Here is a 19,431-nt window from a genome sequence, read left to right as displayed (position 1 = left end):
ATTTTAAAGAGTATACTATAATAGGAAGGGAGGATTTACATTATGCCTCGTAAAGGATCAGTACCAAAAAGAGACGTATTACCGGATCCAATTCATAATTCTAAGTTAGTTACTAAATTAATTAACAAAATTATGTTAGATGGTAAACGCGGAACAGCTCAAAGAATTCTTTATTCTGCATTTGATCTTGTTGAACAACGCAGTGGTCGTGATGCATTAGAAGTATTCGAAGAAGCAATCAATAATATTATGCCAGTATTAGAGGTTAAAGCTCGTCGTGTAGGTGGTTCTAACTACCAAGTACCAGTTGAGGTGCGCCCAGTACGTCGTACAACTTTAGGATTACGTTGGTTAGTAAACTATGCTCGTCTTCGCGGTGAAAAAACTATGGAAGAACGTTTAGCTAATGAAATCTTAGACGCTGCAAATAATACAGGTGGTGCAGTCAAAAAACGTGAAGATACTCACAAAATGGCTGAAGCAAACAAAGCATTTGCTCACTATCGTTGGTAAGATGAAAGCTTTTACCCTGAGTGTGTTCCGTTACACGGTTTACCAATAATGGCTCATGCTTAGGGCATCGCCATATCTATAGTACTTATTCAGTAAATACTGGAAGGAGAAAAAATACATGGCAAGAGACTTTTCTTTGAAAAATACTCGTAACATCGGTATCATGGCTCATATTGATGCTGGTAAAACTACTACGACTGAACGTATTCTTTATTACACAGGTCGTATCCATAAAATTGGTGAAACACACGAAGGTGCTTCACAAATGGACTGGATGGAACAAGAACAAGACCGTGGTATTACTATCACATCTGCTGCAACAACAGCACAATGGGAAGGACACCGTGTAAACATTATCGATACTCCAGGACACGTAGACTTCACTGTAGAAGTTGAACGTTCATTACGTGTACTTGACGGTGCGGTTACAGTGCTTGATGCTCAATCAGGTGTTGAACCTCAAACAGAAACAGTTTGGCGTCAGGCTACTACTTACGGTGTACCTCGTATAGTGTTTGTAAACAAAATGGACAAATTAGGTGCAAACTTTGACTACTCAGTAAGCACTTTACATGATCGTTTACAAGCCAACGCTGCACCTATTCAATTGCCAATTGGTGCTGAAGATGAGTTCGAAGCTATCATTGACTTAGTTGAAATGAAATGCTTTAAATATACAAACGATTTAGGTACAGAAATTGATGAAATCGAAATTCCTGATGATCATAAAGAAAGAGCTGAAGAAGCTCGTGCTCAATTAATCGAAGCTGTTGCTGAAAACAACGACGAATTAATGGAGAAATATCTTGGTGACGAAGAAATTTCTGTTGATGAATTAAAAGCTGCTATCCGCCAAGCAACTACTGATGTAGAATTCTACCCAGTACTATGTGGTACAGCATTTAAAAACAAAGGTGTTCAATTAATGCTTAACGCAGTCATTGATTACTTACCTTCACCATTAGACGTTAAACCAATCATTGGTCACCGCGCTAATAATCCTGAAGAAGAAGTTGTAGCTAAACCAGATGACTCTGCCGAATTCGCTGCACTAGCATTCAAAGTTATGACTGACCCTTATGTTGGTAAATTAACATTCTTCCGTGTGTACTCAGGTACATTAACTTCAGGTTCATATGTGAAGAACTCTACAAAGGACAGACGTGAACGTGTAGGACGTTTATTACAAATGCACGCTAACTCACGTCAAGAAATTGATACCGTTTATTCAGGCGATATCGCTGCTGCGGTAGGTCTTAAAGAAACAGGTACTGGTGATACTTTATGTGGTGAGAAAAATGACATTATCTTGGAATCAATGGAATTCCCAGAACCAGTTATCCACTTATCTGTTGAACCAAAATCTAAAGCTGACCAAGATAAAATGACTCAAGCTTTAGTTAAATTACAAGAAGAAGACCCAACGTTTCATGCACACACTGATGAAGAAACTGGACAAGTTATTATCGGTGGTATGGGTGAATTACACTTAGACATCTTAGTTGACCGTATGAAGAAAGAATTCAACGTTGAATGTAATGTAGGTGCACCAATGGTTTCATACCGTGAAACATTTAAACAACCTGCGCAAGTTCAGGGTAAATTCTCTCGTCAATCTGGTGGTCGTGGTCAATATGGTGATGTTCACATTGAATTCACACCTAATGAAACAGGTGGCGGTTTCGAATTCGAAAACGCTATCGTCGGTGGTGTAGTTCCTCGTGAATACATTCCATCAGTTGAACAAGGTCTTAAAGATGCTATGGAAAATGGTGTCTTAGCTGGTTACCCATTAATTGATGTTAGAGCTAAATTATTTGATGGTTCATACCATGATGTCGATTCATCTGAAATGGCCTTCAAAATTGCTGCATCATTAGCACTTAAAGAAGCTGCTAAAAAATGTGATCCAGTTATCTTAGAACCAATGATGAAAGTAACAATCGAAATGCCTGAAGAATACATGGGTGATATCATGGGTGATGTAACTGCTCGTCGTGGACGTGTAGATGGTATGGAACCACGTGGTAATGCACAAGTTGTAAATGCCTTTGTACCACTTTCAGAAATGTTCGGTTATGCAACTTCATTACGTTCTAATACTCAAGGTCGCGGTACTTACACTATGTACTTTGACCACTATGCTGAAGTTCCTAAATCAATCGCTGATGAAATCATCAAGAAAAATAAAGGTGAATAATTTAACTTGTTAAGACTAGCTATGCTAGGTTAAAATACAGGTTGAGCTTATTGTTAAGCTGACATTTTTATGATTTGATTTTTAGGGGTAAATGCATTATAAAAGAATTATAAATTCTTTTATGCTAAACTCAATCAATTATCTTCTCATGATGGTGAGAAACTATCATGAGAGATAAATTTGAAATAACTTTTACTAAGAATAGGAGAGATTTAATAATGGCAAAAGAAAAATTTGATCGCTCAAAAGAACATGCCAATATTGGTACTATCGGTCACGTTGACCATGGTAAAACAACTTTAACAGCTGCTATCGCAACTGTATTAGCTAAAAATGGTGACACTGTAGCACAATCATATGACATGATTGACAATGCTCCAGAAGAAAAAGAACGTGGTATCACAATTAATACTGCACACATCGAATATCAAACTGACAAACGTCACTATGCTCACGTTGACTGCCCAGGACACGCTGACTATGTTAAAAACATGATTACTGGTGCTGCTCAAATGGACGGCGGTATCTTAGTAGTATCTGCTGCTGACGGTCCAATGCCACAAACTCGTGAACACATTCTTTTATCACGTAATGTTGGTGTACCAGCATTAGTTGTATTCTTAAACAAAGTTGACATGGTAGACGACGAAGAATTACTAGAATTAGTTGAAATGGAAGTTCGTGACTTATTAAGCGAATATGACTTCCCAGGTGATGATGTACCTGTAATCGCTGGTTCTGCGTTAAAAGCTTTAGAAGGCGACGCTGAATACGAAGAAAAAATCTTAGAATTAATGCAAGCTGTTGATGATTACATTCCAACTCCAGAACGTGATTCTGACAAACCATTCATGATGCCAGTAGAGGACGTATTCTCAATTACTGGTCGTGGTACTGTTGCTACAGGCCGTGTTGAACGTGGTCAAATCAAAGTTGGTGAAGAAGTTGAAATCATCGGTATGCATGATACAACTAAAACAACTGTTACTGGTGTAGAAATGTTCCGTAAATTATTAGATTACGCTGAAGCTGGTGATAACATCGGTGCTCTATTACGTGGTATTGCACGTGAAGACGTTCAACGTGGGCAAGTATTAGCTGCACCTGGTTCAATCACACCACACACTAAATTCAAAGCTGAAGTTTACGTTTTATCTAAAGATGAAGGTGGACGTCATACTCCATTCTTCAGTAACTATCGTCCACAATTCTATTTCCGTACTACTGACGTAACTGGTGTTGTTAACTTACCAGAAGGCACTGAAATGGTTATGCCTGGTGACAACGTTGAAATGACAGTTGAATTAATCGCTCCTATTGCTATCGAAGACGGAACTCGTTTCTCAATTCGTGAAGGTGGACGTACTGTTGGATCAGGCGTTGTAACTGAAATCTTTGAATAATTAATAATTATTCATAAAAAGACTCTCCTAGGGGAGTCTTTTTTTAAAGAAAATATTTAACGGCTAGTGAGTAACTCATTAGTCGTTATTTTATTGATTATTCATATTAACTTTTTAATATAAAACCGTAGTGTAGTAGTGTTAAAGAGAATTAAATAAGTAATATAATTTGGAACAAAATCAACTTGACGAAATTTAAGAAACAGTCTTAAGCGTAATTTAGTTTTGTTCGAAGCATAAGTACTGCTGCAGTATTCTCATACGCCATCAATTGTTTTAAAAGACTTTTTCAATTTCTAAAATTTTCAAGAATTCACTTGCTGCATATTTAAAAGATGATTCATCTATATCAAATTTAGGATTATGATGTGGCGTAGTAATACCTTTACCTTTATTACCACAGCCGATTATGAAAAATGCACCTTTAAGATAATGTGAGAAATCTTCTCCAATCATCATTAGTTCAGAATCATTAAATCTTAAATGTAACTCATTAGCTGCTCGTTTAACTACATCAAATGATTGAGGATGATTATGGACAGGCAAATAACCTTTGATATATTCCATGTCATAAGTAATATCGTTAGCAATGGCTAAACCTTGTAATAACTTATCCATTTTATGCTGTACATGGCTTTGTAATTTTGTATCAAATGTACGTACTGTGCCCTTACAAAACGCTATATCTGAAATGACACTGTCAGTAGAACCAGCTTGTATCATTCCAAATGTAATCACTGCTTCTTTTACAGGATCTATTGTACGAGAGACAATTTTTTGTGCACTTAAGATAAATTCAGCCGTGATAACAATAGGATCAATTGTTTCATGTGGTTTAGCGCCATGTCCACCTTTTCCTTGTATCGTAATGCTAAACCTCGTCTGGTGATGCCATCATTGCACCAGGTCTAGAATATATTGTTCCAGAAGGATAGCCACTCCATAAATGTGTTCCATAAATTTTATCAACATTTTTAAGACAACCGTCATCAATCATTTCTTGTGAACCACCAGGTATAATTTCTTCACCATATTGAAAAATAAAAACCACATTACCTTTAAGCAAGTGGCGATGTTCATTCACTATTTCTGCAACACCAAGGGTATGTCCATCATGACCACAAGCATGCATACAACCATCATTTTTTGAACGATAGGGCACATCATTTTGTTCATGAACAGGTAAAGCATCGAAATCAGCCCGAAACGCGATAGTAGGACCATCTTCATTGCCTTTAAATATTGCTTTAATACCATTTCGTCCTACAGGCGTATCAATTTCACACGATAATTGATTCACAATAAAGTCATGAGTGTGTTTTTTTCGAAAGAGAGTTCAGGATATTGATGTAAATATCTACGTAACTGTATCATTCTTTTCTCTTTTTTACTAGCTAATTGGAACCAATCAAACACATTTATCACTTCTTCCTTCATATTTTCTTTATTAGTATATCATTATTATTTAAGTCAAAGTAGGCTTAATTTATGTTTTGAACTCGATCAAAAAGCTTTTCACCTAAAAATGATAAGGCTTTCATGATTCTTAAAATTAAGGTGAGATTAAAGAAAATATAGAGCACAAGGGGGATTTATTTGTGGTGCAATCATTAAATGAGTTTTTAACTGAGAGTATTCAGTATCTAAAGGATAACGGTTTGTATAACGATATTGATAATTCAAGGTGCCAATGGTCCTGGAATTCAAATTAATGATAAGAGTTATATCAATTTATCATCTAATAATTATCTAGGTTTAGCTACGAATGAAGACTTAAAAAGCGCAGCTAAGCAAGCAATTGATACTCATGGTGTTGGTGCAGGAGCAGTACGATCTATTAATGGTACATTAGATTTACACGATGAATTAGAAGAAACTCTTGCTCAATTTAAGGGAACTGAAGCAGCTAATAGCCTACCAATCAGGATTCAATTGTAATATGGCTGCGATTTCAGCTGTAATGAATAAAAATGATGCGATATTATCTGATGAATTGAATCATACCTCTATTATTGATGGCTGTCGTTTATCAAAAGCTAAAATTATTTGTGTTAATCATTCTGACATGGATGATTTACGTCGAAAAGCAAAAGAGGCTGTTGAATCAGATCAATATAATAAAGTGATGTACATTACAGATGGAGTATTCAGTATGGATGGTGATGTTGCTAAATTACCTGAAATCGTTAAGATTGCTGAAGAATTTGGCTTACTCACCTCACTTATGTAGATGATGCTCATGGTTCAGGTGTGATGGGTAATGGCAGGGACAGTAAAACATTTTGGTTTACAAGACAAAATTGATTTTCAAATTGGTACATTATCAAAAGCTATAGGTGTCGTAGGAGGTTATGTAGCAGGCTCTAAACAATTAATTGATTGGTTAAAAGCACAATCTAGACCGTTTCTATTTTCAATTTCACTAGCTCCTGGAGATACTAAAGCAATTACTGAAGCTGTTAAAAAGTTAATGACATCCACAGAATTACATGACCAATTATGGGAAAATGCACGATACTTAAAAGATGGTTTATCTCAATTAGGTTTTAATATAGGTGTATCAGAAACGCCGATTACTCCGGTAATTATTGGAGATGAAAAGAATACACAAAAATTTAGTAACCGACTTAAAGAAGAAGGTATTTATGTTAAATCTATTGTCTTCCCAACAGTTCCTAGAGGTACCGGGCGTGTAAGAAATATGCCTATAGCTACACATACAAAAGAAATGTTAGATAAAGCTATTAAGGCTTATGAAAAAGTTGGTAAAGGGTTAAATATTATATAAATTACTGATAAGTCAGCACTTGTCTCAGATGAGGTGAGTGTTTTTTGATGCCAATTAATCATTTTGATAATTGTCAATTTCACTTTAAAATATAATATGAAAAGTAAGTCTGATAAGGAGTTATACAAAGTGGAAGAATTAAGACAACTTACATATAAAGATGAAAAAGCATATATTCAGTATATTCAAGAATGGTATGACAACGATGAGAAAGTTATCCCAACGACGACTAATTTAAAAGAATATCATTCATTTAAAGATATGGTCGATTATATTAATAAAGAAAAGCCTGACAAAGATTGGGTACCCACAACAACATTATTTTATATGATTGATGAAAATATTGTTGGAGCTTTGGAGATTAGACATGAACTTAATAGACGGTTAAGTAATATAGGTGGTCATGTAGGATATGGAGTTGCCCAATCATATAGGGGTAAAGGATATGCTCATATTCTTTTAGGTGAGGCACTTGTTTATTTAAAAAAATTGAATGTTAAAAAAGTTCGATTAACTACAAATCCTTTTAATTTTGCTTCACAAAAAGTAATAAAAGATTATGAAGGATATGAAATTGAACCATACATTAAAAAGAACGGCAGAAAAGTCAACCGATATGAGATACTGAGTGAATGATAAACAAAAATCATCCTTCAAAAAGAAGAATGAAATGTGTCAAAAGTTAATTAAATCGTTTTGCTTGAGACAAGACAAATCGCAAGGTAATGTGTTCAAATACATCACCTTTTATTTATAAATAAAAGGATAGCATGGAATTTATATGACCACAACAGAAACATAATAAATCTGATACTTTAGTTATTTATATATACTTATCAACAGTGAAGTAAATCTGTTTCAATCCAGTTATAATGTCATAATTAATACGAATTGCAAATCTATAAATTACATTACTAAAATTTGAGAAGTTAGTATTTCATTTTTTGACGCTACTATTTTAAATTTTTACTCATGTTACAAAGTTATTTCCAAGGGAATGTTATTAAAAAGTTACTCTTGAAATAAAGGAGAATTTAGATGAGATATTTGAATGAAGAAACACAAGCCGAATTATTAAATATGGAAGAAGTCATTGATAGAGTAGGTCAAGCACTCAAAGCATTTTCAGAAGGTAAAACGAAAACGCCACTTAGACATGTTTTGCCGTTTAATAAACATAATCGTTACTTAGTGATGCCAGCATTATCAGATGAATTAAAAATTGTCGGATTAAAAACGGTCTCATTTGCACCTGATAATCCTAAAAATGGTAAGGCAATAATCTCAGGTTCAGTCATATTAAGTGATTATGAAACAGGGGAAACCTTAGCAGTATTAGATGGTGGGTATTTAACAAAAATAAGAACAGGTGCAATTTCTGGGGTAGCAACAAAGTATTTATCTAGAAAAGATGCTAAAGTGCTATGTGTCATTGGCGCAGGTATACAAGCTGAAGGTTTAATTGAAGCTATGATGGCTGTTAGAGATATTGAGGTCGTACATTTTTAAAGTAGAACTAAGGAAAAAGCAGATCAACTTGCTAAGGATACGCAAACAAAATTTGGAGTAGAAGTATATGTTCATGATCAAGCAGACGAAGCAATGAAAGAATCAGATATCATTGTTACTGCTACCAATGCCTCACAACCAGTTTATTCACATACATTACATCTAGGTGTTCACCTTAACGCAGTAGGTTCATTTAAACCGGATATGCAAGAGATACCTTCAGAGTCTATGATGATTGCCAATAAAATAGTCATTGAATCCGTAGAAGCAGCGAGGAGATAGGTGATTTGAAGGTGCCTCAAGAAGAGGGAATATTAACGGAAAGCATGCTATATGGTGAGTTAGGAGATATCGTAGCAGGAAATAAATCTGGTCGAGAAGATGATAAAGAAGTAACGCTATTTAAATCAGTAGGTCTAGCCATTGTTGATATTGTTGTGGCTCAGTATTTCTATAAGAAGGCACTTGAAAACGAAAATAAATAACAATACATCTGAGATATAAATATCATTTACGGGTACATCAAAATTTCTTAATATCTGACTGAATTATACATGCGCTTATATTAAGCTTTTTCAACACTAGTCTGTAGGGGTTATATCACACTGAGAATTTCACCTAGAACTTTTTCAAGGAATGGGAACTAAAAATTGAGACTCTGACACAGAGACTTTCACAAAGAATCTACAGACAAATGAAATTTTTTCTACTCACAATATTCATGGTCGACGTCGATAATTGTGAATAAAATTTTTAATGCAAAATGTTAATAATAATAGAAAGGCAATTAAACTAAATGTACAAAGAATCGTTGGTATTAGCTCATGTTTAGTTATAAGAATATGGATATTTAAATATGTAAACATTAGCGATATAACAATAGAATGCATTAAGGTTGCTTGTCTTTGTTTGTATGTTTTTAGATTTTCCTTCATTACCATTCACCAACTCTATTATTAATTTAATGGTAACTTTGTTTTTTGTACATTACAAATAATCGTTCGATAAGTAGGAGGGCATTGTATCCTCACTCAAACTTCAGTCTAACTTAAGATGATGTAACAAGATTATTTCTCAGGAAATATGTTTTATTAAGTTGATATAATGACTATAACTAATCTTTAGGAATATTAACTATAATCTTAGTAAACGCTTTTTCATCCACACAAAATTGTGATTGAGTGATTATATCTTTTCAAATGGACTAATTTGATAGAAAGCAACTTTGCCTAACTTAATGCTTTTAAGGAATTACATAATAATCAAAAATAAAAAGTAAAAAATGACGAGAAGCGTTAGGAGACTTTTTTAAAGTCTAGTTTAAAATTTTTAAAAAGACTCTGAGATGAAATGTTTTATCTCAGAGTCATCCTATATCTATGCTGATTTTTTATGTGGTTTATATCTTGAGATGTTATTATTGTTGAATTTATCTATTGATTGCTCCATTGAATTTGATTTTTCATTAACGATTCTTTCAGGATTAGTCGTATTATATTTATTTAGATTATGTGTTTGAATATAATTACCAACAACTTCATCAAGCGAAATGCCTTCTTCGCGTTGTCCTCCAAACATATCATAGCCATCACCTTTATAGCAGTAAAATCATTTGTAGCTATGTAATATGTCTTATTAGGGTTTAATTTTTCAAATTTTCCAGTTTTATGATTGCGAACTTGTATGTCTCGAACTCTTGAATTGGGTTTTTGATTGATATCATAGAAAACATGTATTGATTTAGATATTTGCAAGAATCCACCGTTTGGTGTTAATTGTTTCTTATTATTTTTTATTTCAATAGGGGCGTTTAAACTATGTTCAAATGCTTTTTTTACGTCTGTTCCCTTAACTTTAATTTGAGAAATTAAATTGCCAAAAGGTAATACAGTGATAATATCATTTTGAGTGATTTTACCTTTAGCAATTGAGGAGCGAATACCTCCACCATTTGTAATAGCAAAATCTGGCTTATGCTTAAAGTTTTTCGCTGCGTAATCTTCTATTGCATCTGTAATTAAGTTTCCTAAATTAGTTTCTTGAGTACGAGCTATATTGTTGTCACCCTTAAATTCAACTTTATTATTAGGAATAATCACTTTAGATGTTTCCTTTTTAAATTCATCTGTTTAATAACTGTATGTGAATGACCATCTAATACAATAATCGGTTTTTGGATTGATTTATCATTGGATAATTTTGAGGTTAAATAGTCACCGCGCCATTGTTGTTTAGTACTTTTTTCTATGCCTAGATGTGATAAAACAATATACACATCCGCTTTACCATTCAATTGTTTTATCGCTTTTTCAACACTTTTTAATGGATCTTTGAATTCCACATTCTTAACAGCATCAGGTGATGTTTTGGTTTTTGTTTCAGGAGTAGTAATACCAACGATACCATAGCGTACGCCATTATGTTTAATAATAGTAGACGGTTTAAAAGCCCGTTTTCCATTCTTATAAATATTTGATGAAATCATTTGGAAATGAAGCTGTTTTTGCAACTTTAATAATTGCTTATAACCAAAGTCGAATTCGTGGTTGCCAATTGTCATCGCATCATAACCTACTTTGTTCATGGCTTTCGCCATTTCTTCACCTTTAGAATGATTAGATACTGGCAATCCTTGAAAAGCATCACCCGAATCTAAGACTAAGTCAGGCTTCTCTACATTCTTAAGTCCTTTTAATTTGGGCATTCCAATAACACGACCTTTTTCTTCAACAAATCTGCCGTGAATATCGTTTGTATGTAAAATCTTATGATTGTATTTATATTGATTATCACTTGATTTGTTATGAAGTTCTGTAGCGGTAACGTTGTTGAAATATGAGATGATACCGACACTAATGAGTAGAACAATGATAAATCTGATAAAGATTCTTTGCGTATGATTCTCCTTTAAAAAATGATTTTATAATGTCATATTAGCATATAAAAAGAATAGTTAATTATTCTTTTTAAAGTATTTACTTCAAATTTAAATGTGATTAACAAGACGATAAAGAAAAAAGAGTGATTACAAAATCAAACAAATTAATTAATAAAAAACAGAAAGTTAAAAAATAAACTAAGTACGGTTGTGTGCTTACTATATATATGAAAACGCTTTTATAATATAATAAGCATGCAAAATGAAAGTTTGTTCATATTAGAAAGACGTATTTTTTATATTTAAACAAGGGGAAATTAAGGTATGAAAAGAATAATGATTACAGGTGCTCTTGGCCAAATCGAAACCGAGTTGGTAGTAAAATGTCGAGAAATATATGGTACAAATAATGTATTAGCTACTGATATAAGGGAACCAGATATGGATTCTCCAGTTCAATGTGGTCCTTTTGAATTATTAGATGTTACAGATAAAGATCGTATGTTTGAAGTTGCTAGATACTTTAAAGATGATACTTTAATGCATATGGCTGCATTACTTTCTGCTACAGCTGAGAAAAAAACCATTGTTTGCTTGGGATTTAAATATGGGCGGTCTCATGAATGCGTTAGAAACAGCTAGAACATATCATTTACAGTTTTTCACACCAAGTTCAATTGGGGCATTTGGTGCTTCAACTCCTAAGGTGAACACACCTCAAGTGACTATTCAGCAACCCACTACAATGTATGGTGTGAACAAAGTAGCAGGTGAATTACTATGTCAATATTATTTTGTTAAATTTGGTGTAGACACTCGTAGTGTTAGGTTTCCTGGCTTAATATCACATGTTAAAGAACCGGGTGGTGGAACAACTGATTATGCTGTCGAAATATATTTCAAAGTAGTAAAAGAAGGGCAATACACTAGTTATATCGCTCGAAATACATATATAGATATGATGTATATGGAAGATGCAATAATTGCGATTATTAAACTAATGGAAGCGGACGGTGCTAAATTAGAAACGCGCAATGGTTATAACTTAAGTGCAATGAGTGTTGAACCAGAAATGATTAAAAAAGTCATTCAAAAATTTTATCCCAATTTCACTTTAGATTATGCAGTGGATCCAGTACGTCAAGATATCGCATCTACTTGGCCTGATAATATTGATATAAGTTGCTCTCGCGGAGAATGGGGATTTAATCTTAAGTATGATTTAGCTACTATGAATGAGACAATGTTAAAAGCTATCGAAAATAATGAGCATGTCACAAAGTAAGTCACTCATATGTAATAACAATTCGCAACTACATCTTTCTCCTTTTAGATGCACGTTTTTTAATTCAAAATATAAATTATATAAGTTGGGAATCTGAGTTTCTACTATGAATTTTCTCATAAAGAAAGTTCATAGTATTAGACGTAATGATAATTAAAGTGGTATACACAAGATATCGCTATTTCATTAATGGAGCTTTAAATTTATCTTATTCGCTAGCGACATCACTTGTAACAAAATATAGGTATTGTTTTACTTATACTGTGTGCATAAATGAATGCGAGTGTTCATTTTGAATATTTCGAAAGTTTATTGAATAGTAGAAAGACCATTGATATAATCTAGGGTATCTATTTATGTGGAAATCATTAGGAGGCAATAATCATGTCAGAAAAAGTAAAATTTGAGCAAAGAGAAACGTTAAAAGAAAAACCTGATACATCACAATTAGGATTTGGACAATACTTTACAGATTATATGTTAAGCGTGGATTATGACGCTGATAAGGGATGGCATGATATGAAAATTGTGCCTTATGCACCTTTTGAAATTTCTCCAGCAGCACAAGGCTTACATTATGGACAAGCAGTTTTCGAAGGTCTTAAAGCATACAAACATAAAGGAGAAGTTGTATTATTTCGACCTGATCAAAACTTCAAACGTATTAATAATTCTTTAGCAAGATTAGAAATGCCTGAAGTAAATGAGGAAGAATTATTAGAAGGGTTAAAACAATTGATTGATGTAGAACGTGATTGGGTGCCTGAAGGCGAAGGACAGTCATTGTATATTCGACCATTTGTATTTGCAACTGAAGGCATTTTAGGTGTGAGTGCTTCACAACAATATAAATTACTAATCATTTTATCTCCTTCTGGAGTTTACTATGGTGGAGATACTTTGAAATCAACAAAAATTTATGTCGAAGATGAATACGTGCGTGCTGTACGCGGTGGCGTTGGATTTGCTAAAGTTGCAGGTAACTATGCAGCAAGCTTACTTGCTCAAACTAATGCTAACAAATTAGGCTACGACCAAGTATTGTGGTTAGATGGTGTTGAACAAAAATATGTCGAAGAAGTTGGCAGTATGAATATTTTCTTTGTTGAAAATGGTAAAATCGTTACGCCAGCATTAAATGGTAGTATTCTACCAGGTATTACCCGAAAATCAATCATTCAATTAGCTAAAGATTTAGGTTACGAGGTTGAAGAACGAAAAGTTTCAATCGATGAATTATTCGATGTATATGATAAAGGTGAGTTAACAGAAGTCTTTGGTTCAGGTACTGCAGCAGTTATTTCTCCTGTAGGTACATTACGTTATGAAGATAGAGAAATCGTCATCAATAATAATGAACCTGGCGAAATTACTAAACGTTTATACAATGAATATACAGGAATTCAAAGTGGTGAATTAGAAGATAAACATAGTTGGAGATTCTTAGTTCCTAAATATTAATAATAATTGAAATTTTAACTCGTTATTTAATATTACCCATATATTAAGAGAGTCTAGGACATCAATGTCTCAGGCTTTTTAGCGTAATGGAAGTCGATGACTAAATTGAAAATCTGCTGATATCAAGCTTTCTTTAACTATAGTTCGGGGTCCCAACAAAGAGAATTTCATATAGAAATTCAACAGACAAAGCAAGTTGGGGTTACATTACGGGGTGGGGACATGAATTCAATATGAATTTTATCCCTCTACCTTTTCAATTTTTATATGTAATTAATTTTTTAATTGGTTAATTGTATATATAAACATTTATATGCGGTACGATATAATTAACTTAAACTAAATAAGAAGTAAGGCGATTTAGACAGAGAAACCTTTTTAAACACATTGGGTTTTTCTGTCTTTTTTATGCAACTAAGATTAAGGAGAGATAAAGTGATTTATGCAGGTATATTAGCAGGTGGTATTGGTTCTAGAATGGGGAATGTACCGTTACCAAAATAATTTTTATCATTACATGGGGAGCCTATTATTATTCATACAATAGAAAAATTTTTAATGTATAAAGATTTTGATGAAATCATTATTGCTACTCCCCAAAAATGGATAAATTATACGCTCGACTTGTTAAATAAACATCAATTAAATGATAAAAAGATAAAAGTAATCAAAGGTGGGGATGATAGAAATCATACTATCATGAATATTATAGAAATGATTGAACAATCAAAAAAATTAACGATGATGACATTATCGTTACGTATGATGCAGTTAGACCTTTTCTAACAAATCGAATTATTAGAGAGAATGTAGAATATGCAAAACAATTTGGAGCTGTAGATACGGTTGTCAATGCTATTGACACTATAATTTCTTCGAATGATGCACAATTTATTTCTGCTATTCCAATAAGAAATGAGATGTATCAAGGACAGACGCCTCAAACCTTTAAAATAAAAGAGTTGAAAGAAAGCTATTTATCGTTAAACCAATCTCAAAAGGAAATATTAACTGACGCGTGTAAAATTCTCGTAGAATTAGGAAAGCCAGTTAAACTAGTTAAAGGAGAATTATTTAATATAAAAATTACAACACCTTATGATTTAAAAGTTGCAAATTCAATCATTACTGGAGCTGTAGATAATGATTAATCAAGTCTATCAATTAGTGAGTCCTCGACAGTTTGAAACAACTTTTAAAACTATTAATTTACACAATCATAATAACAAAATCATTGTGCGACCATTATATTTATCAATTTGTGCAGCTGACTTAAGATATTATTGTGGGAATAGAGACACCAAAGTTTTATCTAAGAAATTACCTATGTCATTGATACATGAATGTGTAGGTGAATTTGTATATGATTCAGACTATCAACTTAAGAAGGGAACCAAAGTTGTTATGATTCCAAATACACCTTCTGAGTCGCATAAAGTAATCGCTGAAAATTATTTGGCGTCTAGTCATTTTAAGTCAAGTGGTTATGATGGTTTTATGTAAGATTATATTGTCATGGAACATGATAGAGTAGTAACTTTACCAACAGATATTGATTTAAGTGTAGCATCGTATACTGAGTTAGTTTCAGTTAGTGTCCATGCTATAGAGCGTTTTAAATCAAAATCTAACCAACTAAGAGAAACATTTAGGATATGGGGAGATGGTAATTTAGGATATATTACTGCAATTTTACTTAAAAAACTTTATCCTAATACCAAAGTAATAGTTTTCGGAAAGACTTTATATAAGTTAAGTAGATTTTCATTTGTAGATGAAATTATTCAAATTGATAGCATTCCTGAATACCTCAAAATTGATCATGCATTTGAATGTGTAGGTGGTAAAGGAAGTCAGCATGCTATTGAACAAATTATCGAAATTATTAATCCTGAGGGGAGTATAGCTTTAATGGGGGTGAGCGAACTTCCTATTCAAATTAATACGAAAATAGTTTTAGAAAAAGGGCTAACTATGATTGGAAGTAGTAGAAGCGGTTTAAAGGATTTTGAAAAAACAGTTGCGTTATATCGTCAATACCCTGATATTCTGAATCAACTAGCGTTGCTTAAAGGTAAAGAATTTGAAATAAATGCAATAGAAGACATCATTACAGCATTCGAATATGATATTTCTAATGCATGGGGAAAAACAGTTTTAAAATGGAATATATAAAGTAAAGGAAACAACGATGACAAAACATTTTTATAGATAATATTTATTGGGAACGCATCCAGCTCTTTGTCAAAGGACATTTTGAAGGTATTAAGCCTACAGGAAATTTTCTTCTTAGAAATTTAACAGAAACCAAGTTATTAAATGCCAATCATGTAAATATATAAGAAACGACTTTTGTAGCAAGATTTAATATCGCAATTCTAGAAAAAGGTAATTTTTTAAGTACTGGTAAGATGTATTAATCAATCAACAAGATAATGAAAATGTCTGTCAAATTAATCCAGAAGTTTTAAATAAAATAAAAAAACAATTGACTTTAGAGGAATTAAAGGAGTATAACTCACTCGAAACAAAGTCGTTACAACAAAGTTACTTATTAGAAAAGCACGGTAAAAGTTTTCATAGATATAACACTAAAGAACTAAAATCCTACGAAATCGTTCCGGCTATTTCTCAAGAAATTAATGAGTTTATTTTTAAAATTCAATATAAATCTGAAATGAAGACAAGTAGTAAATTTATGCGAACATTATGTACTCTACATAAATTTTCAAGGAAAATCAGTTTCAATGTAAGAGATAAAATATATTTATCAATATTTAACATTTCCAAAACAATACATAAAAATAATAAAAATTATGTGTTGTTTACTTCAGATTCTAAAGCAAATATGTCAGGGAATTTTAAGTTCATATATGAAGAAATGCTTAAAAAACAATTGGACAAAAAGCTGATTATACATTCTATTTTTAAACCTAATGTGGCAGATAGAAGATCATTACTTGATAAAATAAAATTTCCATATCTTCTAGGAAAATCAAAATATATTTTATTTGATGATTACCATCCCATGATTTATAAACTCTCATTTAGAGCAAATCAAGAAATTGTTCAAGTATGGCATGCTGTTGGTGCATTCAAGACTGTAGGGTTTAGCAGAACAGGGAAAAAAGGGGGACCTTTCATCGACGCCATTAGTCATAGAAATTATAGCAAAGCTTATGTTTTTTCTAATAGCGATATTGTTTATTATGCTGAAGCCTTTGGAATTGAAGAGCATAAAGTTTTTCCGACAGGGGTTCCGCGTACGGATATTTTATTTGATGAATCATACAAGAATAACGTTAAACAATCTTTGGAAGCAAAGTTGCCAATTATAAAAAATAAGAAAGTCATTCTTTTTGCACCTACTTTTAGAGGGAATGGACATCGTACAGCTCACTATCATTTCTTTAAAATTAACTTTTCGAAATTAGCACGTTATTGTGAAGAACATCAAGCAATTGTTTTATTTAAAATGCATCCTTTTGTTAGGAATAAATTGCACATTCCAGCTAGCTATAGTAAATATTTTTTAGATATTTCAAATTTTCGCGAAGTAAATGATGTATTTTTCATTACAGATATTTTAATTTCCGAATATTCATCATTAATCTATGAATATTCTGTTTTTAAAAAGCCAATGTTATTTTATGCTTTTGATTTGGAAGATTATATTTATACGAGAGATTTTTATGAACCATACGAAACCTTTGTTCCAGAAAAAATAGTTAAAACTTTTGATGAACTTATTATAGCGCTAGAAAATAATGACTATGAATTAGAAAAGGTAACGTCATTTTTAAATAAAAATTTCAAATATCAAGACGGTAAATCAAGTGAACGATTAGTTAAAGATTTATTCAAAAATTTTATCCAATAGACAATTATTTTCAAAAACCACCTATACATACTACTTATAACAATAGGTAATTTAATGACGAGATATTAAATTCCACATAAGAAGCTAAATCAGTTAAGGTTAAACCATATGTCTTTAAAGAATGTCTAAACTACCTCATTTTTAATAAACATTAGATTATTAGGCTACAACATTATACTAACTCACCTTAAATAAATGCTAGTATAGTGTTAGATAAACTAAAAAGAAAAGTACTTAAACAAATACGCTAGCTTTCGCTTTTGGATTACTTTTCATCTTTTATATTTAAGCGAGATTCAGTTTCCTACAATTGTTATGAAACCTATAATACAATAATTTATGTAATTATAATTAACATAAAGAATCTTTTCAGGAGAGACTTAAAATGGAATGGATATTATTTGATAAAGATGGAACATTGATAGAATTTGATAGTAGCTGGGAAAAAATAGGCGTTCGTCTCGTTGATAAACTTTTAGATACGTTTCCAGTGCATGATAAGGAAGCTGCGCATCGTCAGCTTGGGATTATTGATGATAAAGTAGTACCTGACTCTATTATGGGTTCTGGTTCATTAGCTGAAGTGATTAAATCTTTCGATGATGTCACTGGTCAAGATACATCAGATTGGACTAGGGATACGAGTCAAGAACTTGTGGATACAAGAGAGCCTGATAATAAGTGGATTGAAGGTGTTCAAGATACAATTCAAGAACTTCGGAATGAAGGTTACCGTATTGGTATCGTTACTAGTGATACAAAAAAAGGTGTTGATCATTTTCTTGAAGAAACGAACACAAGACACCTTTTTGATCTCGTTATTTCTACTGAAACACATGCAGAAGAAAAACCTCATCCGAAAGTGTTAGATCCACTATTTAATGCTTATGATGTTTTACCAAATCAAGTTGCAATTATAGGTGATACTCCTAATGATATGAAAACAGCTATAAATGCTAAATTAGGATTAGGCATCGGTGTACTGACAGGTGTAGCAAAGAGAGAAGAACTGTATGAAGCAGATGTGATTATTGATAGCGCTAAAGATATAAAAAAAGTGCTAGAACAATATGAAAAATAAAGTGTTTTATGAAAGTAAGAACGACGTGGGACTTTTTTGGATTTATTCAAACTTCCACGTCTTGTTTTTAATGTACTTTAAATGAGGAATTTAAAGATTTAAAGCCAAGCAACTCACGCAATGTAGACGACTGATATGCATCTCTAAATAATCCACGATGTTGTATGGTATAACATGTTCTACAAAATCTTCAAGACTGTATGGTAAAGTAGCATTATCACTAGCATTAAAAGCTTGATTATCTGCAAAAAACACTATATCTAAGAGTCCTTTTTCAGCTATATGAGCTAAATGCTGGTAATAAGAGACGTTACCAATGTCTTCGATATAAGAATCCTCCATACGCCATGCAGATTGATGATGACCACACCCGTAAAGTAAAACACCTATGTTCATTTGACATTTGTTTTTCATATGAGCACCTCATTTATTA

General features: G+C 32.6%; 6 protein-coding genes and 9 pseudogenes. 12 read left to right on the top strand and 3 right to left on the bottom strand.

Annotated elements, in window-relative coordinates:
* The first annotated feature begins 42 nt into the window (after positions 1-42).
* From rpsG to tuf, 3 genes are all read left to right on the top strand, one after another.
* A complete protein-coding gene (gene rpsG, locus DYE57_RS10440) occupies positions 43-513 on the top strand; it encodes a 30S ribosomal protein S7 (protein WP_115313948.1) in 471 nt (156 codons plus the stop codon).
* Between the two features lie 118 nt (positions 514-631).
* The gene (fusA, locus tag DYE57_RS10435; protein ID WP_115313947.1) at positions 632-2,713 is read left to right on the top strand and encodes an elongation factor G; all 2,082 of its coding nucleotides are present in this window, start codon (positions 632-634) and stop codon (positions 2,711-2,713) included.
* A 218-nt stretch (positions 2,714-2,931) separates the two neighbouring features.
* Positions 2,932-4,116, top strand: coding sequence for an elongation factor Tu (gene tuf / locus DYE57_RS10430; RefSeq protein WP_115313946.1), 1,185 nt, complete (start codon positions 2,932-2,934; stop codon positions 4,114-4,116).
* Between the two features lie 276 nt (positions 4,117-4,392).
* On the opposite strand, the pseudogene DYE57_RS10425 reads toward tuf, so the two are convergent.
* Positions 4,393-5,532 (bottom strand): annotated as a pseudogene (locus DYE57_RS10425) (amidohydrolase).
* Positions 5,533-5,714: 182 nt separating this feature from the next.
* Between DYE57_RS10425 and DYE57_RS10420 the strand changes: the two are divergent.
* The 3 genes and pseudogenes from DYE57_RS10420 to DYE57_RS10410 all read left to right on the top strand — a co-directional run bounded on the left by DYE57_RS10420 (position 5,715) and on the right by DYE57_RS10410 (position 8,898).
* A pseudogene (locus DYE57_RS10420) lies at positions 5,715-6,904 on the top strand (glycine C-acetyltransferase).
* A gap of 129 nt (positions 6,905-7,033) precedes the next feature.
* Positions 7,034-7,540, top strand: coding sequence for a GNAT family N-acetyltransferase (locus DYE57_RS10415; RefSeq protein WP_115313945.1), 507 nt, complete (start codon positions 7,034-7,036; stop codon positions 7,538-7,540).
* Between the two features lie 402 nt (positions 7,541-7,942).
* Positions 7,943-8,898 (top strand): annotated as a pseudogene (locus tag DYE57_RS10410) (ornithine cyclodeaminase family protein).
* Between the two features lie 892 nt (positions 8,899-9,790).
* On the opposite strand, the pseudogene DYE57_RS10400 reads toward DYE57_RS10410, so the two are convergent.
* Positions 9,791-11,294, bottom strand: a pseudogene (locus DYE57_RS10400) (5'-nucleotidase C-terminal domain-containing protein).
* Positions 11,295-11,615: 321 nt separating this feature from the next.
* Here DYE57_RS10400 and DYE57_RS10395 point away from each other — a divergent pair.
* From DYE57_RS10395 to DYE57_RS10370, 6 genes and pseudogenes are all read left to right on the top strand, one after another.
* Positions 11,616-12,576, top strand: a pseudogene (locus DYE57_RS10395) (NAD-dependent epimerase/dehydratase family protein).
* Positions 12,577-12,960: 384 nt separating this feature from the next.
* Positions 12,961-14,037 (top strand): branched-chain amino acid aminotransferase, encoded by a 1,077-nt coding sequence (locus DYE57_RS10390; RefSeq protein WP_115313944.1) that lies wholly within the window; start codon positions 12,961-12,963, stop codon positions 14,035-14,037.
* 435 nt (positions 14,038-14,472) lie between these two features.
* Positions 14,473-15,188 (top strand): annotated as a pseudogene (locus tag DYE57_RS10385) (IspD/TarI family cytidylyltransferase).
* A pseudogene (locus tag DYE57_RS10380) lies at positions 15,181-16,212 on the top strand (alcohol dehydrogenase catalytic domain-containing protein). Before DYE57_RS10385 ends, DYE57_RS10380 begins: the two co-directional pseudogenes overlap by 8 nt.
* A gap of 26 nt (positions 16,213-16,238) precedes the next feature.
* Positions 16,239-17,917, top strand: a pseudogene (locus DYE57_RS10375) (CDP-glycerol glycerophosphotransferase family protein).
* Between the two features lie 385 nt (positions 17,918-18,302).
* The gene (locus DYE57_RS10370) at positions 18,303-18,998 is read left to right on the top strand and encodes an HAD family hydrolase (protein ID WP_115313942.1); all 696 of its coding nucleotides are present in this window, start codon (positions 18,303-18,305) and stop codon (positions 18,996-18,998) included.
* A 201-nt stretch (positions 18,999-19,199) separates the two neighbouring features.
* On the opposite strand, the pseudogene DYE57_RS10365 reads toward DYE57_RS10370, so the two are convergent.
* Positions 19,200-19,412, bottom strand: a pseudogene (locus DYE57_RS10365) (LLM class flavin-dependent oxidoreductase); the annotation flags it as partial.
* Positions 19,413-19,431 lie beyond the last annotated feature (19 nt).

The sequence above is a fragment of the Staphylococcus saccharolyticus genome, from assembly GCF_900458815.1.
In the GTDB taxonomy this organism is placed as follows: domain Bacteria; phylum Bacillota; class Bacilli; order Staphylococcales; family Staphylococcaceae; genus Staphylococcus; species Staphylococcus saccharolyticus.
This window is presented reverse-complemented; position numbering and strand designations above follow the sequence as displayed.